The sequence below is a fragment of the Burkholderia sp. LA-2-3-30-S1-D2 genome (genome assembly GCF_001523915.2).
Lineage (GTDB): Bacteria > Pseudomonadota > Gammaproteobacteria > Burkholderiales > Burkholderiaceae > Burkholderia > Burkholderia diffusa.
Window position 1 is genome coordinate 1,601,005 of the sequence record NZ_CP013384.1, and the last position, 21,725, is coordinate 1,622,729.

Genomic DNA, 21,725 nt, shown 5'->3' on the forward strand with positions numbered 1-21,725 from the left:
GCGGGCTTCAGGCCTGCTTGCTGCCGCCGAACATGCCGGCGAGCTGCGTGAGCGTGCCGAGCACGTTCGACGTATCGACCTGGCCGCCGGCCGGCACTTCGCCGTTCGGCGTCGCGCCGTTGACGACGTGCGGCAGCACCTGCGCGAGGATCGACGATGCCTGAGACGGATCGATGCCGACCTTGCTCGCCAGCGAGCCGACGACGTCGGAACCGAGCACGTTCTGCAGCGTGTCGGCCGAGATCGGCTGGTTTTCGCCGTTACCGACCCACGAGCCGATGATGTCGCCGGCGCCGCCGGCCTTGAACTTCTCGATCAGCCCGTTCAGGCCGCCCGGCTGGTTGTTGATGAATTCGAGCGCCGTCGTGATGAGTGCGCTTTGCGAGTTGCCGCCGGCCTGGCCGCCGATCAGACCGCCAACGATGTCGAGGAGACCCATGGTTCTTCACCTTTACTGAAAAGGGCGCCGCAACGACGGCGCCCGTTGATCGAATGCCGCGCGCACGCGATCGCGCGCGTGGCGCATATCAGGCGCCCGACGCCGCGGCGGCGGAGGCTGCCTTGTCCTTCTTGCTCTTCTTCTTCGAGCCCTTCGTCGCCTTCGTGGACGACGCTGCGGCCGGCGCGCTCGCTCCCGCATCGGCGGATGCCGCTGCGGCTGCGGCTGCCTTTTCCTTCTTCGACATGCGCTTGCTCTTGGCCGGCTTGGTCGCTGCTTCGGGGGCGCTCGCGGCCGGGGCCGTCGCCGTCGTGCCGGCCGTTGCAGTAGTCGACGTCGTGGCCGACGTGGTCGCCGACGTCGTCGCGGCCGGCTTCGACAGCTTCACGCCCTTAGGCGGCGTCGACGAGCCGCCGATCGTCAGGCCGTTTTCCTCGAGATGCCCGACCGACTTCGTGCCGAGACCCTTCACGCGGTTCGCGAGATCGTCCGCGTCCTTGAACGGGCCGTTCTTGGCGCGTTCGTCGATGATCGCCTTCGACTTCACGGGCCCGAGGCCCTTCACCGATTCGAGCGCGGCCTGGTCGGCCGTGTTGACTTCGACGGCCGCGGCGATGCCGGCGGCGAGCGACAGCGACAGCGCGACGAACAGCATCAGCAGCTTTTTCAGCATGGCAAAGGCTCCCTGGTTCTGACGGATGAATGGCTGTTGCAACGGACGGCGGGGCGAGATCTGGCCGGGCGTCGCCGTTAAGCATAGGACAAATGCGTGCCCTTTTTAAGACAGGCTGACCGAATCTTGCTGAAGGCTTGCGTCGCTGTAAAGACAGAAAGCCGCGTCGGGCGGCGGTTTTGACCATTCTTTACGGTGTTCGCGGCGGTGATTTCGGATTGTCGTGGCTGGCCATTCGACAACGCTTGACTTAGAGTGAACTCTAACTCCTAACCTTGATCCTGCCATGTCGAAAACCGTATCCAGACCTTCCGCCGCCGGTCCACTGACGATCGGGCAAGTCGCCGAACTGACCGGGGTGTCGACGCATACGCTGCGGTATTACGAGCAGGCCGGCCTGCTGCGCGCGATTTCACGCACGGCGGCGGGGCACCGGCTCTATGCGCCGGCCGACCTTGACTGGCTTGCCTTCGTGATGCGCCTGAAGGCGACCGGCATGCCGATTGCGCAGATGCAGCAGTTCGCGGCGCTGCGTGCGCAAGGCGAGTCGACGTTCGGTGCGCGGCGCAGCTTGCTGGCCGCGCATCGGGACGCGGTGCGCGCGCATATCGCGGAACTGCAGGCGAGCCTCGACGCGATCGGCGACAAGATCGCGTACTACGAGGCCAAGGAGCGCGAGACGGAACGACGGGCGAACGCTACTCATTCACTCTTGGAACAGGACGGACACCATGGATCGACTCGTTGAAGATCGCTACACGCGCGGCTGGAACAAGCTGAAGGAAATCGACGGCGAAGTGGGCGAACGCGTGATCGCGGCGCTTGCGCCGATCGCGCCGGACTTCGGGCGGCTGCTCGTCGAGTTCGGCTTCGGCGACATCTACAGCCGGCCGCAGCTCGACCTGAGGGCGCGCGAGATCGCGACGATCGCGGCGCTGGCCGCGCTCGGCAACGCGCAGCCGCAACTGAAGGTGCATGTCGAGGCGGCACTGAACGTGGGCTGCACGCGCGACGAGATCGTCGAGGTGTTCATGCAGATGGCCGTCTACGCAGGTTTCCCGGCCGCGCTGAACGCGCTGTTCGCCGCGCACGAGGTGTTCGCGCGGCGCGACGAAGCGGCGTGTGAGGGCGGGAAAGCAGGCGAAGTGGCCGCGCAGGCCGCGTGATGGCGGTCGCGCCGGCTCGTCACGCGCGGTGCGGCGCGACGATCCGGTGTTTCGCGATCCGCCGGTAAAGCGTCGCGCGCGAGATGCCGAGCGCCTGCGCGGCTGCGTCGGGCCGCCAGCGATGCGCGGTGAGCGCCGCGACGATGCGGCCGCGTTCGTCGTCCGGCAGCGCGCCGCCGGACGGGCCGGCGCCGAGCTGCGCGGCGAGATCGGCCGGCAGGTCGCGCCGCGTCACGCGTGCGGCATCGCACACCGCGCAGGCATAGCGCAGCACGTTGCGCAGTTGCCGCACGTTGCCCGGCCACGGATACGCGGCGAGTTGCTCGGCGAGCGACGTGTCGAGCGTGAGCACGTGGCCGGTCGCCTGCGCTTCCTCGGCGAATACCGCGGCGATCACGTCGCGCACGTCCGCGCGCTCGCGCAGCGGCGGCAGTTCGAACGTCGCGCCGCTCAGCCGGTAATACAGATCCTCGCGGAACGTGCCGTCGGCCACCATGCGCGCGAGATCGCGGTGCGTCGCGCAGATCACGTCGAGATCGACGCGCACGGGCGTATCGCTGCCGAGCGGCACGACCTCGCCGTCGGCGAGCACGCGCAGCAGGCGCGTCTGCAGCGTGAGCGGCATGTCGCCGATTTCGTCGAGGAACAGCGTGCCGCCGTCGGCGAGCGCGATCTTGCCGCGCGCGCCGTGCTTGCGCGCACCGGTGAACGCACCCGCCGCATAGCCGAACAGCTCGCTTTCGATCAGCGCCTCGGGCAGCGCGCCGCAGTTGACCGCGACGAACGGCCGTGCGCGTCGCGCACCGGCGTCGTGGATCGCGCGGGCGAATACTTCCTTGCCTGCGCCGGTTTCGCCGAGTACGAGAATCGGCAGCCGCTTGCTCGCGACACGCAGCGCGAGTTCGGCCTGCTGCGCGACGCGCGCGTCGCTGCTGTGCAGGAACGGCGTCAGGGCGCCGACGTGGCGCTGCGCGGTGCCGGGGCGGCGCGATGCCGTGCCGGTTTCCCGGCCGGCGCGCCGTAGCGGCGCGCGCAGCCGCGCATAGAGCGGGGCACCCGTCGCGCGCAGCCGCAGCGCGACGATCGTGTCGAGCCGCGCGGCGTCGCGCAGCGGCATCTCGGTTGCGTCGAAGATCTCGTCGATATGGCGCGGTTCGCGCAGCGCCGGCAGCGCGTCGCGCGCCTGCCGGTTCGCGGCGACGATGTTGCCGCACTCGTCGAACGCGATCAGCCATTCGGGCTGCGCCTCGACGTAGTGACGATTCGGATGCCCGAACAATATCCAGTGTTGCGCGGTGCTGTGCACGAAATAGCCGTCCTCGATCAGCGCCGCGCTCTGCCGCACGAGCTGGTACACGAGACGCTGGCTGTCGCGGCCGTCCGGCGACTGGACGGCCGACGCGTCGAGCACGCCGATCAGTTCGCCGCCCGGCGCGAAGATCGGGGCCGCGCTGCAGGTGAGGGTGGTGAACGCCGCGCGGAAGTGGTCGGTCTTGTGCACGGTGATCGGCGCGAGATCGGTCAGCACGCTCGCGACCCCGCAGGTCCCTTCCTCGCTTTCCGACCAGCACGAACCGATGTGCAGCCCCGCATGACGGAAGTCGTTGCGGCGTTCGCGGTCGATCCGGTAATCGATCGTCACGCCGTGCGCGTCGGTCAGCATCACGCAGTAATCGGCGACGCGAATCATGTCGTGCAGGCGCGTCAGGCACTGGCCCGACGCGCGCAGGAAGGCTTCCTCCTTGTCGCGCACCTCGCGCAGCTCGGCCGCGGTCAGCACGCGCGGGCCGATCGACGACGCGGGGTCGAGCGCGTAGCGCTCGAGCGAGCGCTGCCACGACGACACGAGACGCGCGGAATCGGCAGGCGCGGGCAGGCGTCCGGCGAGCGCGCCGAGCACACGGTCGGCGTGCTGGGCCTGGGGGACGGCGTAGGGCATGGTCGGCTCCGGTTCCGTACGACGGGGAATTCGATGTTCTTGTAGCACATCCGCCGGCGCGGATCACATTGCATCGCAGCACGCGCGCGGCGTGAGACGTTCGTCTCAGCGGCATCTCAGCCGGTCTCGCGCGATTGAGACGCGCGGGCATGCCGCGCGCGATGGTGGCCCACGTCATGGTGTCGCGCGCCGCGCCGCGATACGCGTGGCTTGCCGGCCGACGCGCAATCCGGATGAAGGTGCAGAAACCGGTGCGCCGGGACATCGACCGCGTGAGACGCACGGGCGGTTTCGCGGAGCGTCGGGCTGTCAAGGCGGCAGATGTCGCTGATCGGCATGCCCGCAGAGCCAGTCCGCACGCGGGTTCCGTGGTCGTCGCACACACGGTGGCACGCCGCTTGCAGATGTCATGGGCAAGCCCGGCGCGGTCGCGTCGGGTGCGATGATCCGCTGCCCTCGATGACGGCGGACGACACATGCAGGGCCGGCGCGAGCGCCGGTCCACTGGATGGAGACAAGCCCGTGACGACGCCCGTGACCGTCGGCGTGATCGCGAACCCCGCATCGGGGCGCGACATTCGCCGCCTGACGACGCATGCATCCGTGTTCCCGACGGCGGAAAAGGCCAACATGGTCGTGCGCCTGCTCGCCGGCCTCGGCGCGATGGGCGTCGAGCGCGTGCTGACCTTGCGCGACAAGACGGGCATCGCGACGCTGCTGATGCGTGCGCTCGATACGCATCGCGCGGTCGCGCCGCACGAACGCTGGCCCGACGTCGAATTCGTTGACCTGCCGATCTCCGATACCGTCGCCGACACGCACGCCGGCGCCGCATACATGCACCGGATGGAAGTCGCGCTGATCGTCGTGCTCGGCGGCGACGGCACCCATCGCGCGGTCGCCGCGCATTGCGGCGCGACGCCGCTCGTCGCGCTGTCCACCGGCACCAACAACGCGTTTCCCGAACATCGCGAGGCAACCGTCGCGGGCGTCGCGGCCGGACTCGTCGCGACCGGCGCCGTGCCGGCCGAGGTCGCGTTCGCGCGCAACAAGCGGCTCGTCGTGCGCTGCGGGGCGGGCCCGAACGCGGGGCGCGAGGAGATCGCGCTCGTCGACGTGTGCGCGGCCCGCCAGCGCTTCATCGGCGCGCGCGCGATCTCGGGGCCTGACGACATCGACACGCTCTATCTGACTTTCGCGGAGCCGGACGGCATCGGCCTGTCCGCGCTCGGCGGCGCGTGGGCACCGCTCGAGCGCAGCGCGCCGCACGGGCTCGCGATGCGTTTCGCCGCCGATGGCAAGACCGCCGGCACGCCGCTCGTCGCGCCGATCGCACCCGGCCGCGTCGATCGCGTCGTGATGCGCAGCTGCGAGCGGCTCGAGCCGGGCGCGTGGCAGACGATCCCGTTCGAGCACGGCACGCTCGCGTTCGATGGCGAGCGCGAGATCGAGGTCACGCGCGGCGACCGCTACGAGATCGCGCTCGACTGGCGCGGGCCGCTGACGGTCGATGTCGGCCGCACGCTGCGTTACGCGTCGTCGCGGCAGTTGTTGCGCGATGCCGGCGCGTGGCGCGGCTGACGCCGGCTTCACGTTTCACCGACGGCCGGGCCGTCGTGCAATCCGTCGCCGGGGCGTTGCCGCGGCGGCATTCGCAGTCAGACCTATCAAGGAGACACACATGACCGTTTCGACACAGCTCAGCAGGGACACGCTGCTGGATGCGTATCGGCTGATGCGCACGATCCGCGAATTCGAGGAGCGCCTGCACGTCGAGTTCGCGACCGGCGAAATCCCCGGCTTCGTTCACCTGTACGCGGGCGAGGAGGCCTCCGCGGTCGGCACCATGCTGCACCTCGGCCTCGAGGACTATGTCGCCACCACGCACCGCGGGCACGGCCACTGCATCGCGAAAGGCGTCGACGTGCACGGGATGATGGCCGAGATCTACGGAAAGAAGACGGGCGTTTGCCACGGCAAGGGCGGTTCGATGCACATCGCCGACCTGTCGATGGGGATGCTCGGCGCGAACGGGATCGTCGGCGCGGGCGGCCCGCTCGTGTGCGGCGCGGCGCTCGCGGCCAAGCACAAGAAGACGGGCGGCGTCGGGGTGTGCTTCTTCGGCGACGGTGCGTCGAATCAGGGCGTGATCTTCGAATCGATGAACCTCGCGTCGGTGTGGCGGCTGCCGGCGATCTTCGTGGCCGAAAACAACGGTTATGCGGAAGCGACGTCGTCGAGCTGGTCGGTCGCGACCGACAACATCGCCGACCGCGCGAACGGCTTCGGGATGCCGGGCGTGATCGTCGACGGCTTCGACTTCTTCGCGGTGCACGAGGCGCTCGGCGAAGCTGTCGCACGCGCACGCAACGGTGGCGGCCCGACGCTCGTCGAAGTGAAGTTCACGCGCTATTTCGGTCACTTCGAAGGCGACGCGCAGACCTATCGCGCGCCGGGCGAAGTGCAGAAGCTGCGCGACGAGAAGGACTGCCTGAAACATTTCGAGACGCGCGTCGTGCGTGCCGAGGTGCTGACGACCGACGAACTGCGCGCGGTCGATGCGCAGGTGAAGGCGCTGATCGACGACGCGGTCGCGCAGGCGAAGGCCGCGCCGCTGCCCGACGCGGCCGACTTGCTGACCGACGTGTACGTGTCGTACCCGTGAGCGCGATGTGACACAGCGGCCACCGGCCTGCAGCCGGCACGGCGAACCCAATATTCCAGGAGACGGACATGGCAAGGAAGATCACTTATTCGCAGGCGATCAACGAGGCGCTCGCGCAGGAAATGGCGCGCGACGACAGCGTGATCGTGATGGGCGAGGACAACGCGGGCGGCGCGGGCGCGCCGGGCGAGGACGACGCATGGGGCGGCGTGCTCGGCGTGACGAAGGGGCTGTTCCACAAGTTTCCGGGCCGCGTGCTCGATACGCCGCTTTCGGAAGGCGGCTACATCGGCGCGGCGGTCGGCGCGGCCGCGTGCGGGATGCGGCCCGTCGCGGAGCTGATGTTCATCGATTTCATGGGCGTGTGCTTCGACCAGATATTCAATCAGGCCGCGAAATTCCGTTACATGTTCGGCGGCAAGGCCGTGACGCCGGTCGTGATCCGCGCGATGTACGGCGCCGGCCTGCGCGCAGCCGCGCAGCATTCGCAGATGCTCACGTCGCTGTTTACGCACATCCCGGGGCTGAAGGTCGTGTGCCCATCGACGCCTTACGACGCGAAGGGGCTGCTGATCCAGTCGATCCGCGACAACGATCCCGTGATCTTCCTCGAGCACAAGCTTCTCTACACGCGCGAAGGCGATGTGCCTGAGGAATCCTATGCGATTCCGTTCGGCGAGGCGAACATCGTGCGCGACGGCGATGACGCGACGATCGTCACCTACGGCCGCATGGTGCACCTCGCGACCGACGCGGCCGCGAAGCTCGCGAAGGACGGCATCCAGGTCGACGTGATCGACCTGCGCACGACTTCGCCGCTCGACGAGGAAACGATCCTCGAAAGCGCGGAGCGCACCGGGCGCGTGGTGGTGGTCGATGAAGCGACCCCGCGCTGCTCGATCGCGACCGACATCGCCGCGCTCGTCGCGCGGCGCGCGTTCCGATCGCTCAAGGCACCGATCGAGCTCGTGACCGCACCGCACACGCCCACGCCGTTCGCCGGCGTGCTGGAAGACCTTTACATCCCATCCGCCGACGCGATCGCGCAGGCGGTACTGAAGACGAGGAGCTGACACGATGTCGATTCACATGATCACGATGCCCAAGTGGGGGCTGTCGATGGAGCAGGGGCAGGTCAACGGCTGGCTGAAGGCGATCGGCGAACGCGTGACGAAGGGCGACGAAGTGCTCGACGTCGAGACCGACAAGATCTCGTCGGGCGTCGAGTGCGCGTTCGACGGCACGCTGCGCCGACAGGTCGCGCAGGAGGGCGAGACGCTGCCGGTCGGTGCGCTGCTCGGCGTGGTGGCCGCGGCCGAGGCAAGCGATGCCGACATCGACGCGGCGATCGCCGAATTCCAGCGCGATTTCGTGCCGGCCGCGGCCGCCGACGACGCGTCGGGCCCGCAACCCGAGAAGGCGCAGATCGGCGGACGCACAGTCCGGTTCCTGAAACTCGGCGACGGGCCGGGTACGCCTGCGGTGCTGATTCACGGCTTCGGCGGCGACCTGAACAACTGGCTGTTCAACCACGCGGAGCTGGCCGCGCATCGGCCCGTGTGGGCGCTCGACCTGCCCGGGCACGGCGAGTCGGGCAAGGCGGTCGACACGGGCAGTCTCGACGAACTGGCCGACGCGGTGCTCGCGCTGCTCGACGCGCAGCACATCGATCGTGCGCACCTGATCGGGCATTCGATGGGCGGCGCGGTCGCGATGGCCGCGGCCGAACGCGCGCCGCAACGCGTCGCGTCGCTGACGCTGATCGCGAGCGCGGGGCTCGGCACCGACATCAACCGCGCCTATATCGACGGCTTCGTCGCCGGCAACAGCCGCAACACACTGAAGCCGCACCTCGGCGCATTGTTCGCCGACGACGCGCTCGTCACGCGGCAACTGGTCGAGGATCTCGTCAAGTACAAGCGGCTCGAAGGTGTGCAGGCCGCGCTGGAGAAGATCGCGAACGCCGCGTTCGACGGCGCGTCCCAGCGGCGCGTGTTCCGCGACCGCGTCGAGGCGCTCGCGCCGCGCACGCTCGTGATCTGGGGCGAGCGCGACGAGGTGATTCCGGCGCAGCATGCGCAGGGCTTGCCGGACGGCGTGCGGGTCGAGGTGATCGCCGGCAGCGGCCACATGGTGCAGATGGAGGCGGCTGCCGACGTGAACCGCTTGATCGTCGCGTTTCTCGGAGACTGACGATGGCCGCCGCGCTCGAACGACCCAGCCTCACCGCGCTCGGCCAGCCGGGCGCGAGGAGCCGAGACAAGCTCGCGCGCATTCCGGTGCGCGTCGAGCCCGCGGCCGGCGCGGCGCTGCCGAAGCCGCCGTGGCTGCGGGCGCGGCCGATGATGAGCGGGGCGGTCGCCGACATGGCGGCCGTGCTGCGCGATCATCGGCTGCATTCCGTCTGCGAGGAGGCGATGTGCCCGAACATCGGCGAATGCTTCGCGCAGCGCACCGCGACCTTCATGATCATGGGCGGACTGTGCACGCGGCGCTGCCCGTTCTGCGACGTCGCGCACGGCCGTCCCGATCCGCTCGATCCCGACGAGCCCGCGCGGCTCGCCGACGCGGTCGCGGCACTCGAACTACGCTACGTCGTGATCACGTCGGTCGATCGCGACGACCTGCGCGATGGCGGCGCTGCGCATTTTGCGGCCTGCATCGCGGCGGTGCGCGCGAGCGTGCCGGGCATCGGCGTCGAGGTGCTGACGCCCGATTTCCGTGGCCGCGTCGCGCGGGCGCTCGATGCGTTGTCGTCGGCGTGGCCGGACGTGTTCAATCACAATATCGAGACGGTGCCGTCGCTGTATCGGGCGGCGCGGCCGGGCGCCGACTATCGCGGTTCGCTCGAACTGCTCGCGCAGGCGAAGGCCGCGCGGCCGACGCTCGTGACGAAATCGGGCTTGATGCTCGGGCTCGGCGAGCGCGACGACGAGGTGCGGGACACGCTGCGCGACCTGCGCGCGCACGAGGTCGACGTGCTGACGCTCGGCCAGTATCTCGCGCCGTCCGCGCACCATCTGCCGGTGCGCCGCTACGTGAGCCCCGATGCGTTCGCCGCGTGGCGAGACGAGGGGCTGGCGCTCGGGTTCAGGGAAGTCGTTGCCGGTCCGCTCGTGCGGTCCTCGTACCACGCGGCCGACGTGCTGGAGGGCGCGTAGGCCGCGCACCATGCGTCATGCGCCGTATGCGCTGACGTTCGGTTGCGTGCGGCTGACGTGGCGCAGGTAGAGCGCGAGGCCTGCGCCCGCGAGCATCAGGCTGATCGTGTTCGCGAACCAGAAGCCGCGCGCGCCGGTCAGCCAGGCGGGCGCGATGCCGCCGACGTCGAAGCCGAGCACGTAGCCGCCGCCGAGCCCGACGCCCCACAGCGCGATCGCATAGATCACGGTCGGCACGACCGCGACCTTGTACGCGCGCAGCACGAATGCGGACGTGATCTGCAGTGCGTCGAAGAAGTGGTAGCAGGTGACGATCGCGACGAGCGGCAGCGCGGCGGCGGCCACGGCCGGGTTCGGTGTGTAGCCGCCGACGATCAGCGGACGCAGCGTGAACACGAGCACGCCGTACGCCGCCGCGATCCCGCACGCGAGCATCACGCTGTGCCGGCCGAGCAGGCGTGCCTCGTCCGGGCGGCCGGCGCCGAGTGCGCGTGCCACCAGCGTCGACGCCGCGACGCCGATCGACAGCGGCGTCATGTACAGCACCGCGCCGATGTTGCCGGCGATCTGGTGGCCGGCGAGCGTCGTCGTGCCGAATTGCGCGATGAAGAGTGCCATGCACGTGTACGACGTGACCTCGATCAGGTATGACAGGCCCATCGGCACGCCGAGCTTCAGGATCGCCTTCTGACGTGCCCAGACGGGCCAGCAAAAGCGCGAGAAGATCGAAAGCGGCGAGAACACGTCGAGCTTCGCGAGCAGCGTGAAGCCGATCAGCGCGAGCGCCCAGTTGATCAGCGTGCTGGCGAGCCCGCAGCCGGGCCCGCCGAGGGCCGGCACGCCGAAGCCGCCGAAGATGAACCACACGTTGAGGGGAAACTTGAGCAGCAGCGCGCCAACCTGCAGGATCATCGCGAGGCGCGGCTTGCCGGCCGCGTTGGCCAGCGCGTTGTAGATCCGGAACACGAGGCTCGCCGGCAGGCCGTACGACAGGATTCGAAGGTAATCGACCGTGCGATCGTGCAGCGCGGGCGGTGCGTGCGCGATGTGCAGCAGCGGTTCGGGAAAGTGCAGCAGCAGGAAGCCGGGCACCGCGAGCATCAGCGCGAGCCACAGCGCCTGACGGACTTCCTCGCCGATTTCCGCGTAGCGCCGCGCACCGTAAAGTTGCCCGGTGATGGGCTGCAGCGCGGACAGTATGCCCGTCATCCCGATGTAGACCGACACGTAGATCGACGAACCGAGCCCGAGTGCGGCCAGGTCGATGGCCGAATACCGGCCGACCATCGCCGTGTCGATCACGCCGAACGCGATGATCGCGAGCTGGCCGACGAGCACCGGCCACGCGAGACCGACGATCCGGCGGATGTCGGCGAACATCGTCAATCGACTGTCCGGTGGCGCGGGCCGCGGCGCTTGACGGGCGCCGCTGGCCGCTCGATGCGCTCGTACAGGCGGAAGCGTTCGTCGCGGTCGGCGACGCGACGGCCTTCCCACACGAGACGCCACACATATTGCGACATCGCGCTCGGCTCGCCGAAGTCCGCGCGGTCCTGGCGCAGGATCACGTCGCAGTCGCCCGAGAATTCGAAGTGCATGTCGCCGAAGTACGCGAAGGTCGCGATCTGCGCATCGCCGAGCCGCACGGGCGAGATGCACTCATAGTCTTTCGGCAGATGCGACGCGATCTGTTGCGCGACATCGCTGTAGGTCCGGCCGTAGTTGACGATCGGCAGCCACAGCGTCATCAGCAGCACCCACATCAGCGTGGTGCCCGCGCCCGACAGCACGACGCTGCGCCACAGCACCTTCGGCTGGCGCGAGATGCGCCAGCGCGCGAGCAGGCACCAGCACACGGTGACGATCACCGCGCAGATGAACGAGAGGATCTTGAAGTGCGGTTCGTAGCCCGGCACCAGGCGCGCGAGGTTGCGCGCGAGCGGGTGCGGGAAGCCGGTGAGCGACGCGAGCCATACGAGCCACACGAAGGTGCCGAGGATCGTGAAGCTCAGCACCGCGAACCAGTCGAACGCGTTGATCGCGCCGCGCTTGAGCGTCGGCAGCGCGAAGGTAGCGAGCACCGCGAGCGGCGGCAGCAGCAGCATGTACATGCGGTTCGACTGCTGGCTCTGCAGGATCACGAGCGCGACGAGCGGTACCACGACCGACAGCGGAATCGCGATGTGCGCGCGGCGGCGCATGCCGGCCCAGCTCCACCACGCCCAGATCGCGAGCGGCCACGCGGGCCACGTGAACAGCGGCAGGTTCTTCGCCGCGTAGGCGAGCACCGCGGTCGGCGGGCCCGAGAAGCGCATCAGGCTGCCGTGGATCCACTGATTGAAGAACCACGCGGCGTCGTCGGGTGCCGCGTGGAACGCGGCGAGCGGCCACAGCGCGAAGATCGCGGCTGCAAGCGGCAGGCCGATCAGCGGCAGGCGCAGGTTGCGCATCTCCGGCGTGACGAGCCACAGTGCGGCCGTGCCGGCGAGCAGCGCGACGACGAGCACCGGGTTGCCGGACAGCGCGACGAGGCCGATCGCGACGCCCCACCACAGCGCACCCTGCATCGGCTTGTCGATGCCGCGCACGATGCCGTACACGAACATCGCGATCCACGCGAACTGCGCGAGCTGCGGCGTCGTTTCGTGGCCGCGCTCCGCGAGCCCGAAGCACGCGACGAGGACCAGCAGCGCGCCGTCGGCGAGCGTGCGGCCGTAGTCCCGCGGCTCCGGCTCGCCGCCGAATGCGTACTTGAACGGCTGGACCTCGGCGCGCCGGCCGAGCAGGTAGGCGGCGTACCAGACGAACGCGCACGCGAGGCAGAACAGCACGCCCGTGTCGACGCGCGACGCGTTGCTCGCGTCGACCCACGGTGCCAGCGCGCGGATCGACAGCGCGCCGAGCCAGTAGCCGAGCGGCCCGTCGGTCGTGATGAACTTGCCGACGAGATTCGGCAGCAGCCAATCGTGCCAGCCGCCGGTGGCCATCGTCCACATCACGCCGAAGCCTGCAGCGTCCTCGTTCTTCCACGGGTCGCGGCCGAACAGGCCGAACGCCGCGTAGACGAGGCAGAGCGTAAGCAGCAGCCAGCGCGGCAGCGCGCGCGTGGCGGAGGCGGTGAGACGAACGACTGGCTTCATGCAGATGAGTGATTTGTTATGAGCAGGCGGCCGGCGCGGTCATGCGCCGACGGCGCCGGATTCGGGCATCCGGCATTGTAGACGCGCCGGCCGTTGCGCGTCGGACGATTGCCCCTGCACCGGCCGCCGTGCGGTGTTTTCCCGGCGAGCGGAGACAAAAAAGGGCAGCCTGGGCTGCCCTTTCGTGCGGTACCGGTGCGTTGCAACCACCGGATCGGTGCGAAGCTTACTTCGCGACCTTGCCGCTGGCGCGTGCGCCGAACTTGTTCTTGAACTTCTCGACACGGCCTGCCGTGTCCATGATCTTTTGCTGACCCGTGTAGAACGAGTGCGATTCCGACGACACTTCGATCTTGGCGAGCGGGTAGGTCTTGCCTTCGTGTTCGACGGTTTCACGCGTCTGGATCGTCGAGCGCGTGATGAACTTGAAGCCGTTCGACATGTCTTGGAAGACGACTTCGCGGTAGTCCGGGTGAATGCCAGGTTTCATGATGTTCCTTGGTGAGAGCGGTAGCCAACCCGCCGCTTGCCGTGCCGGACCGCACGCATTTGCACGATTCAGCCGACGTCAAGCCCGGCGCGAGCCACTTGCCTAAGGTCGAAAAACGGCGATTATGCCAGAAAATCAGACGGTTGACGAATAATTTTCATCACGCGTCGAGGGCGCCCGTCCGGGCCGGATCCTGTCGATAGTAGCGGGCGAGCAGCCGGTAGAGCTCCGGAAATTCGGACTCGAACGCACGCGGTCGCACGAACAGCGCCTCGCTGCACACCGCGAAGAACTCCGACGGGTGATCGGCCGCATAGGGGTCGATCAGCGAGTCGCGCTCGAAGCGGGCCCACGCGCGATCCGGCACCGCATCGACGCGCGCGCAGAACTGGTCGTATGCATGCTCGAACACGTCGGCCCACGCCTGCGCGTCGAGGTACGGCGCGTGCCAGCGGCGAAAAAGGGGCGGATACCCGTCGGCCTCGCCATTGACCATGTCGATCTTGTGCGCGAACTCGTGGATCACGACGTTGTATGCGTCGCGGCCGTCCGTCATCTGCGCGTCTTCCCACGACAGGATCACCGGGCCGCCTTCCCACGCTTCGCCGCTCGCATCCTGCTCGACTTCATGGACGACACCGTCCTCGTCCTGCACGGTCTTGCGGATGACGAATTCACCCGGATACACGACGACGCCGACCCAGCCGTCGTACAGCGACAAATCGAGGTTCAGCACGGGCAGGCACGCCTGCGCGGCGATCGCGACAATCATCTCGTCGGTCAGCGCGAGTCCGTGCGCGGTCGAGAACGATTTCTTTGCGATGAACAGGCTCGTCAGCTCGCGCAGCCGACCCAGATCGCCGGGCGACAGCGCGTCGAGGAATGGCAGGCGCGCGACGGTGTCCCGCCACAGCTCGTCGGGAATCGGATGGCTGCGCAGCGCGCGGTCGCGGCGGCGGTCGTCGAGCCAGCGGGTCAGTTTCGAGAGCATGGAAGCAGCGCGGGAGAATCCAAAGCCTGTCTTTTAACTCAATCGATCTCTTTTTGCCATGCCGCGAAGAGGCCGCCGACGAGCGCGACGCCCGCGAGGAAATAGAAACCGTCGAGCGACGCGAGGAACGACGCCTGTTGCGCGACCATTCGCGCGATCGATGCGATCGCGAGGGCGTGCGCCTCGTTCAGCGCATGGCCGGCAGCCGCGTAGCTGCGCGTGAGCGCGTCGACGGTTTGCTGGAACAGCGGATCGAACACGTTCGCGCGCTCCACGAGCCGCGTCTGATGTACGGCCAGCCGGTGCTGCTCGACGATGATCACCGACGACGTCGCGAACGAGATCGTCAGTTGCCGCACGATGTTCTTCAGCCGGTAGCCGTGCGTGTATTCGTCGATCGCGAAGATGCGGAACGTCAGGTTCGCGACCGGCAGCACGATGAACAGCAGCAACAGCCCGCGCAGTAGCAGCGGGACGATCAGCGCGGCCTCGCCGACCTGGGGCGTCATCCGCGTCATCCACAGCGCTGCGACGATCGCGATCGCGAACCCCGGCACGACGAACCATTTCTTGTGCGTGACGCGCTTCGCGTGGCGCAGGTAGACGAACAGCGCGGTGGCCGAGATCAGCGACATCGTGCCGACCAGGCGCCCGGCGTTCTCGACCGGATAGCCGAGCCCGCCTTCGAGCAGGCGGGAAGTCAGGTAGCTGAAACCCGTCGACTCGTAGTAATAGAACATATACAGCAGCAACCCGACCTGGAACGTGCGCTCGCGAAACGCATGCAGTCGCACGAGCGGCGTCGGATGGTTCCACTGGTGATAGGCGAACCACGCGAGCGCTCCAAGGCCCCCGATCGTCAGCAGGATCAGCATCGGCGAGCCGCTGTAGAGCTGGTAGTGCACCTGCTGCAGCACGATCTGCAGCGCGCCTTGCGCGAGCGCGAATACGATGTACGGCCAGAAATGCCCGGAGCCGCGCTCGTCGTCGGGCGTTCTGCCCGAATCGGGCAGCGTGAGGAGCGCGAGAATCGCGAACGCGATGCTGGCGGGCGCGGTGCACGCGAACAGCGCGCGCCACGTCAAATGCGCGACGAGCAGCCCTCCGACGATCGGTGCAAGCGCGCTGCCGAGCAGGATCATGATCAGGAACGCGCGCGTGGCGGGCGGCCGCTCCTGCGGCTTGAAGCTGATCTGGATCAGGATCCGGCATGCACCCATCATCGGGCCGATGAAGTAACCCTGGAAGCCGCGCGCGAACGCGAGCTCGAGCGACGTGTCGGCGAGTGCGGCCGCGATCGCGCCGAACGAGAACATCAACATGCAGCCGGCGACGTAGCGGCGATGGCCGAGCCGATCGACCCACCATTGCTGCTGCAGGATGCCGAGCACGGCCGTGACCGCATACGCGCTCGACGACCACACGAGCTCGTCCGGCGACGCGTTGATGCCGCCCGCGATGTAGCTCGCGAAGAACGAGAAGGCCGCGTTGTCGAAGTAGTCGATGCCGGTCACGAGCGCGAGCGCCCACGGGAACAGGTCCGCGCGCAGGTTCGCACGGCTCCACAGCGGCGGGCGACCCGGCGCGACGTTCATTCCCGATCCTTGCGCGAGCGCCGCGTGCCGGCTTCGGCTTGCCGCTGCGCGATCAGCGTGTCGGGGTTTTCGCCTGCGAGGCGCCGTTCGATGTAGTCGATGTCGTGCTGCAGTTCCGTGCGCAGCGCGACGGCTTCCTTCAGCTCGCGCTGGACGGCCGCAATCCGCTGGTCGAGCGTGTCGATTTGCTCGGCGAGCCCCGAGCGGATGTCGCGCAGCGACGCGTCCGAATAGCGGCGCCGGCCGTCGCCCGTTTCTTCCAGCGGGCGCTTGAGCATCTCGGTGATGCCGTGTAGCGAAAAGCCGAGCGCGCGCAGCCGCAGGATGCGGGCGAAGCGTTCGAGATCGGCTTCGTCGTAGAGGCGATAGCGGCCGCCGCTGCGTGACGGCGTGACGAGCCCGCGCTCTTCGTAATACTTCAGTGTGCGCGGCGTGACGCCGAGCCGCGACGCGGCGTCGCTCACGGTCAGCGGCGAGGGGGAGGCGTCGTTCGGCATTGGATTGGCGCGGCTTCGGTTGGGGCGATGGCGCGATTATAGATCAACCTGTACGTTCACGTTCAGGTTGACGTGAAAAAACGGCTGCCGGGCGAAATGCGCGGGCAGCCGTTCGTTGCGGTGCGGGGGCGATCAGCCGCCGCGGCGCATCAGGTCGAAGAACTCGGAGTTGCTCTTCGTCTGGCGGATCTTGTCGAGCAGGAATTCCATCGCCTCGACTTCGTCCATGTCATGGATGAACTTGCGCAGCACCCAGATCTTTTGAAGGATCTCGGGCTTGATCAGCATTTCTTCGCGGCGCGTGCCCGACTTGTTCAGGTTGATCGACGGATAGACGCGCTTTTCCGCGAGACGGCGCTCGAGGTGTACTTCCATGTTGCCGGTGCCCTTGAACTCTTCGTAGATCACGTCGTCCATGCGGCTGCCGGTTTCGATCAGCGCGGTGCCGATGATGGTCAGCGAGCCGCCTTCCTCGATGTTGCGCGCCGCGCCGAAGAAGCGCTTCGGGCGCTGCAGCGCGTTCGCGTCGACACCGCCCGTCAGCACCTTGCCCGACGCCGGGATCACGGTGTTGTACGCACGTGCGAGACGCGTGATCGAGTCGAGCAGGATCACGACGTCGTGCTTCATTTCGACGAGGCGCTTGGCCTTCTCGATCACCATTTCGGCGACCTGCACGTGACGCGTGGCCGGTTCGTCGAACGTCGAAGCGATCACTTCGCCGGCGACCGAGCGCTGCATTTCGGTCACTTCTTCAGGGCGCTCGTCGATCAGCAGCACGAACAGGATGACGTCGGGATGGTTCTGCTTGATCGCATGTGCGATGTGCTGGAGCATCACGGTCTTGCCCGACTTCGGCGACGCGACGAGCAGGCCGCGCTGGCCCTTGCCGATCGGCGCGATCATGTCGATGATGCGGCCCGTGACGTTCTCTTCGCCGCGCATTTCGCGTTCGAGCGACAGCGGCTTGTTCGGGTGCAGCGGCGTGAGGTTCTCGAACATGATCTTGTGTTTCGAGGCCTCGGGCGGCTGCCCGTTGACTTTGTCGACCTTCACCAGCGCGAAGTAGCGCTCGCCGTCCTTCGGCGTGCGGACTTCACCTTCGATGGTGTCGCCGGTGTGCAGGTTGAAGCGGCGGATCTGCGACGGGCTGATATAGATGTCGTCGGTGCTCGCGAGGTACGACATTTCCGGCGAGCGCAGGAAGCCGAAACCGTCCGGCAGCACTTCGAGCGTGCCGTCGCCGAAGATCGTCTCTCCCGTCTTGGCGCGCTTTTTGAGAATGGCGAACATCAATTCCTGCTTGCGCAGGCGGTTCGCGTTTTCGATCTCCAGGCCATTGGCCATTTCGATCAGTTCGGACACGTGCAGAGACTTGAGCTCGGATAAATGCATACGGAGAACCCGCCAGGGAGGAGATGCGACGAAAAGAAATAAGGGAGGAGGGCGAGCGGAAGCGCTCTGAGACTTAATGCGTCTTGTAGACGTTTTTTGATTCTAGCATACGCCGATTCGCGCCTGAGCGGCCGATCGGCGGCTTGACGGCGGACGTGTTGTCGGTTGACAACACGTCCGCGGAACAGCCGGTATTACAGGTGGCTGTCCAGGAATGCGGTGAGCTGCGACTTCGACAGCGCGCCGACCTTCTGCGCGGCGGCCGCGCCGTTCTTGAACAGGATCAGCGTCGGGATGCCGCGCACGCCGAACTTCGCAGGCGTTGCCTGGTTGTCGTCGACGTTGATCTTCGCGATCTGCAGTTTGTCGCCGTAATCCTTCGCGACTTCGTCGAGGATCGGGGCGATCATCTTGCACGGGCCGCACCATTCGGCCCAGAAGTCGACGAGCACGGGCTTGTCGGATTTGACGACGTCCTGTTCGAACGATGCGTCGCTGATGTGTTTGATCTGTTCGCTCATTGGGTCAATACCTCTTACGGTTCGGGGACTGCCTGCTCGGCGCGTTGCGGCGCTCCGGCGGCCTTGTCGGCTGCCGGCCGCTGCCGCAGTTCACTCCCCTCTCCGGAAGGAAGGGCGTAAGCGCTGCTTGGCGCGGCTCGCGGGTCGTTCGGGCGTCATATTAGCCTAAATTGCTATCTGCTGCGGGCGGCGATAGTAGCCGCTACGCGAGTAGGGGTACGACGCGCCGTTTGACCGTTGTGTCCCGAACGTGGAGGCCGGCGCGCAAAATACAAGAGTCAGAAGCGTCACGATATATGACCGCGGGTTCGCGCCGGATCGGAGAGCCCGCACGCGCGTCGGTTTGCTCGATCCTTGGCCTTGTTGCGAACAAACGGTCGCATTCGGCCGGAAGCGGTGATAGAATATGCCGTGACGGGCCTCCTCGCATGGTGGGGCGGTGAACCTGGTCAGGTCGGGAACGAAGCAGCCACAATCGTTTTCCGCCAGTGCCGAGGGTCGGGCTCGTCACCTTTCCTCTCGCCCCGTTCGCCGGGCGTTTTTTATTTCTGCGTCATTCTCCGTTCTACCTGCGCATTGCCCGTCTTCCGCACCGTTTCACGTGTCGGCGCGACGCAGCGTTACTGATACAATTTCCCGATGACCTATCAAGTTCTCGCACGCAAGTGGCGTCCGAAGGATTTCGCTTCGCTCGTCGGCCAGGAGCACGTCGTCAGGGCGCTCACGCACGCGCTCGACGGCGGGCGTCTCCATCACGCCTATCTGTTTACCGGAACCCGCGGCGTCGGCAAGACGACGCTGTCGCGGATCTTCGCGAAGGCACTCAACTGCGAAACCGGCGTCACGTCGCAGCCGTGCGGTGTGTGCCGCGCGTGCCGCGAGATCGACGAAGGCCGCTTCGTCGATTACGTCGAAATGGACGCGGCGAGCAACCGCGGCGTCGACGAAATGGCCGCGCTGCTCGAGCGCGCGGTGTACGCGCCCGTCGATGCGCGCTTCAAGGTCTACATGATCGACGAAGTGCACATGCTGACGAATCACGCGTTCAACGCGATGCTGAAGACGCTCGAGGAGCCGCCGCCGCACGTCAAGTTCATCCTCGCGACGACCGATCCGCAGAAGATTCCCGTCACGGTGCTGTCGCGCTGCCTGCAGTTCAACCTGAAGCAGATGCCGGCCGGGCACATCGTGTCGCATCTCGAACGGATCCTCGGCGAAGAGCGGATCTCGTTCGAGCAGCAGGCGCTGCGCCTGCTCGCGCGCGCCGCGCAGGGCAGCATGCGCGATGCGCTGTCGCTGACCGACCAGGCGATCGCGTATTCGGCGAACGAAGTGACCGAATCGGCTGTGTCGGGCATGCTCGGCGCGCTCGACCAGACCTACATGGTGCGCCTGCTCGATGCGCTCGCGGCCGGCAACGGCCCGGAGATTCTCGCGATCGCCGACGAGATGTCGCTGCGCAGCCTGTCTTTTTCCACCTCGCTGCAGGACCTTGCGAGCCTGCTGCACCGGATCGCGTGGGCGCAGTTCGCGCCGGGCTCGGTTCTCGACGAATGGCCGGAAGCGGCCGACCTGCGCCGCTTCGCGGAGACGCTGAGCCCCGAGCAGGTTCAACTGTTCTATCAGATCGCGACGGTCGGACGCGCGGAGCTCGGCCTTGCGCCGGACGAATACGCCGGCTTCACAATGACGCTGCTGCGGATGCTCGCGTTCGAGCCGGCCGTCGGCGCCGGCAGTGCGCCGGGCGGTCAGCCGGCCGTGCCGCGTGCCGTACCCGCGGCTGCGCCGCGTGTGGCAGCCGCCGCGTCGGCGGCGCCCAAGCCGTCTTCGGAACAGGCAGCCGCCGCGGGCGCAGCACGCCCGCAAGCGGCCGCTCCGGTCGCGCCCGCTGCGCGTCCGTCGCCGGCCCGGTCTGACGAAGCGGTGACTTCGCCCGCCGTGAAGCCTGTTTCGACGCCGGCAGCGGCTGCAACCGCAGCGCCGCAGCCGGAAGCAAACCCGGCACCGCAGGCAGCACCGGCGAGCGATGCGCTGCCCGCTGTCCGCAACGAACCCGAATTGCCTGCTGCCGCCACGCGCAACGACGAACCAGCGCCGGCTGCCGAACAGGCGCCGCGTGCCGCGCCGGCCGAGCCCGTCGCGCGCCCGGCGGCCCGCGGCGGTGCGGCTGCCGCACTCGACGTGCTACGCAATGCCGGCATGCGCGTGTCGTCCGACCGTTCGCGGGCGGGCGGCGCGTCGAAACCGGCGGCGGCCCAGCCGGCCCCGGAGAAACCGGCGGCATCGCGACCTGCCGCGCAGGTGCCGACGCCGCGCGCGGCGGCACGCGCGCCGCAGCCAGCCGACACGCGCCAGGCTCCGCCGCCGTGGGAAGACATTCCGCCGGACGAATACGTGCCGCTCAGCGCCGACGAGATGTTCGGCGGTGCGGCGGACGACGGCTTCGTGCCTGTATTCGACAGCGGCCCCGATGACGTGCGCATTGCGCCGAAGGCGGCGGAGGCGCGTCCGTCCGCACCGGTCGACACGCGCCCGCTGCCGCCCGCGATCGCGCTCGACCCGGTCGGCTTCGACGGCGAATGGCCGGCGCTGGCCGCACGGTTGCCGCTGAAGGGCGTCGCGTATCAGCTCGCGTTCAACAGCGAGCTGACGGCCGTCGACGCGACGACGTTGAAACTGTCCGTGCCGGTGCCGCAGTACGCGGACGCCGCCCAGGTCGCGAAACTGAAGGCCGCCCTGGCCGACGCGCTCGGCAAGCCCGTCGAGGTCGAGGTCGAGGTCGGGCCCGCGCGGCGCACCGCGGCGGCGCTGGATGCGGCCGCGCGTGCGGCACGCCAGCGCGAGGCCGAGCAGGACATCCATGGCGATCCGTTCGTCCAGCAACTCGTGCGTGACTTCGGGGCGCGTATCGTCGAAGGCTCGGTGCGGCCGCTCGCCGATTTGGCGCCCGACGGCACATCCCCGACGCTGCATTGAACGAATCGCGCCGCGACAGGCACAATCACGCCCGCACATATTGACCGGCGCGCGCCGCGTGCCGGTTTTCACACGAT

General features: G+C 67.9%; 19 protein-coding genes and 1 other RNA gene. 9 read left to right on the forward strand and 11 right to left on the reverse strand.

Going from position 1 to position 21,725, the window contains the following annotated elements:
• Positions 1–7 precede the first annotated feature (7 nt).
• Both WS66_RS20200 and WS66_RS20205 read right to left on the reverse strand, forming a co-directional pair.
• Positions 8–439 (reverse strand): YidB family protein, encoded by a 432-nt coding sequence (locus WS66_RS20200; protein WP_059604306.1) that lies wholly within the window; start codon positions 437–439, stop codon positions 8–10.
• An 88-nt stretch (positions 440–527) separates the two neighbouring features.
• Positions 528–1,112 (reverse strand): ComEA family DNA-binding protein, encoded by a 585-nt coding sequence (locus tag WS66_RS20205; protein WP_059604308.1) that lies wholly within the window; start codon positions 1,110–1,112, stop codon positions 528–530.
• A gap of 286 nt (positions 1,113–1,398) precedes the next feature.
• Here WS66_RS20205 and WS66_RS20210 point away from each other — a divergent pair, with 286 nt between their 5' ends.
• Positions 1,399–1,860 (forward strand): MerR family transcriptional regulator, encoded by a 462-nt coding sequence (locus WS66_RS20210; protein WP_059604310.1) that lies wholly within the window; start codon positions 1,399–1,401, stop codon positions 1,858–1,860.
• Positions 1,844–2,278 carry a carboxymuconolactone decarboxylase family protein gene (locus WS66_RS20215; protein ID WP_059604315.1) on the forward strand — a complete coding sequence of 145 codons (435 nt, stop codon included), beginning with the start codon at positions 1,844–1,846 and terminating at the stop codon, positions 2,276–2,278. The genes WS66_RS20210 and WS66_RS20215 overlap by 17 nt, the downstream gene beginning before the upstream one ends.
• Before the next feature lie 19 nt (positions 2,279–2,297).
• On the opposite strand, the gene WS66_RS20220 is transcribed toward WS66_RS20215, so the two are convergent.
• Positions 2,298–4,217 carry a sigma-54-dependent Fis family transcriptional regulator gene (locus WS66_RS20220; RefSeq protein ID WP_059604317.1) on the reverse strand — a complete coding sequence of 640 codons (1,920 nt, stop codon included), beginning with the start codon at positions 4,215–4,217 and terminating at the stop codon, positions 2,298–2,300.
• A 522-nt stretch (positions 4,218–4,739) separates the two neighbouring features.
• Between WS66_RS20220 and WS66_RS20225 the strand changes: the two genes are divergently transcribed.
• The 5 genes from WS66_RS20225 (at position 4,740) to lipA (ending at position 10,043) form a co-directional block, all read left to right on the forward strand.
• Complete coding sequence (locus WS66_RS20225) at positions 4,740–5,798, forward strand: ATP-NAD kinase family protein (RefSeq protein WP_059604320.1); 1,059 nt, start codon at positions 4,740–4,742, stop codon at positions 5,796–5,798.
• 100 nt (positions 5,799–5,898) lie between these two features.
• Positions 5,899–6,882, forward strand: a complete 984-nt coding sequence (locus WS66_RS20230; RefSeq protein WP_059604323.1) for a thiamine pyrophosphate-dependent dehydrogenase E1 component subunit alpha — start codon at positions 5,899–5,901, stop codon at positions 6,880–6,882.
• Between the two features lie 68 nt (positions 6,883–6,950).
• A complete protein-coding gene (locus WS66_RS20235) occupies positions 6,951–7,955 on the forward strand; it encodes an alpha-ketoacid dehydrogenase subunit beta (protein WP_059604326.1) in 1,005 nt (334 codons plus the stop codon).
• A 4-nt stretch (positions 7,956–7,959) separates the two neighbouring features.
• Positions 7,960–9,075 carry an acetoin dehydrogenase dihydrolipoyllysine-residue acetyltransferase subunit gene (locus tag WS66_RS20240; RefSeq protein WP_059604329.1) on the forward strand — a complete coding sequence of 372 codons (1,116 nt, stop codon included), beginning with the start codon at positions 7,960–7,962 and terminating at the stop codon, positions 9,073–9,075.
• 2 nt (positions 9,076–9,077) lie between these two features.
• On the forward strand, positions 9,078–10,043 hold the full coding sequence (gene lipA, locus WS66_RS20245) for a lipoyl synthase (RefSeq protein WP_059604332.1): 966 nt from the start codon (positions 9,078–9,080) through the stop codon (positions 10,041–10,043).
• A 15-nt stretch (positions 10,044–10,058) separates the two neighbouring features.
• On the opposite strand, the gene WS66_RS20250 is transcribed toward lipA, so the two are convergent.
• From WS66_RS20250 to trxA, 8 genes are all read right to left on the reverse strand, one after another.
• Positions 10,059–11,423, reverse strand: coding sequence for an MATE family efflux transporter (locus WS66_RS20250; protein ID WP_059604335.1), 1,365 nt, complete (start codon positions 11,421–11,423; stop codon positions 10,059–10,061).
• Between the two features lie 2 nt (positions 11,424–11,425).
• Positions 11,426–13,183: an ArnT family glycosyltransferase gene (locus WS66_RS20255; protein ID WP_059604338.1), complete on the reverse strand. Its 1,758-nt coding sequence runs from the start codon at positions 13,181–13,183 to the stop codon at positions 11,426–11,428.
• Between the two features lie 226 nt (positions 13,184–13,409).
• Positions 13,410–13,673 (reverse strand): type B 50S ribosomal protein L31, encoded by a 264-nt coding sequence (locus WS66_RS20265; RefSeq protein ID WP_059604341.1) that lies wholly within the window; start codon positions 13,671–13,673, stop codon positions 13,410–13,412.
• Positions 13,674–13,833: 160 nt separating this feature from the next.
• On the reverse strand, positions 13,834–14,664 hold the full coding sequence (locus tag WS66_RS20270; protein ID WP_059604345.1) for a zinc-dependent peptidase: 831 nt from the start codon (positions 14,662–14,664) through the stop codon (positions 13,834–13,836).
• Positions 14,665–14,702: 38 nt separating this feature from the next.
• A complete protein-coding gene (locus tag WS66_RS20275) occupies positions 14,703–16,259 on the reverse strand; it encodes an MFS transporter (protein ID WP_059604348.1) in 1,557 nt (518 codons plus the stop codon).
• Positions 16,256–16,756: a MerR family transcriptional regulator gene (locus WS66_RS20280; RefSeq protein WP_059604350.1), complete on the reverse strand. Its 501-nt coding sequence runs from the start codon at positions 16,754–16,756 to the stop codon at positions 16,256–16,258. Before WS66_RS20280 ends, WS66_RS20275 begins: the two co-directional genes overlap by 4 nt.
• 132 nt (positions 16,757–16,888) lie before the next feature.
• Positions 16,889–18,151, reverse strand: coding sequence for a transcription termination factor Rho (rho, locus tag WS66_RS20285; protein ID WP_006478662.1), 1,263 nt, complete (start codon positions 18,149–18,151; stop codon positions 16,889–16,891).
• A gap of 194 nt (positions 18,152–18,345) precedes the next feature.
• On the reverse strand, positions 18,346–18,672 hold the full coding sequence (trxA, locus tag WS66_RS20290) for a thioredoxin TrxA (RefSeq protein ID WP_006402348.1): 327 nt from the start codon (positions 18,670–18,672) through the stop codon (positions 18,346–18,348).
• Between the two features lie 413 nt (positions 18,673–19,085).
• Between trxA and ffs the strand changes: the two genes are divergently transcribed.
• Together ffs and dnaX are read left to right on the forward strand one after the other, a co-directional pair.
• Positions 19,086–19,184, forward strand: an RNA gene (gene ffs / locus WS66_RS20295) — signal recognition particle sRNA small type.
• 127 nt (positions 19,185–19,311) lie between these two features.
• Positions 19,312–21,648: a DNA polymerase III subunit gamma/tau gene (gene dnaX, locus WS66_RS20300; protein WP_059604353.1), complete on the forward strand. Its 2,337-nt coding sequence runs from the start codon at positions 19,312–19,314 to the stop codon at positions 21,646–21,648.
• Positions 21,649–21,725: the final 77 nt, after the last annotated feature.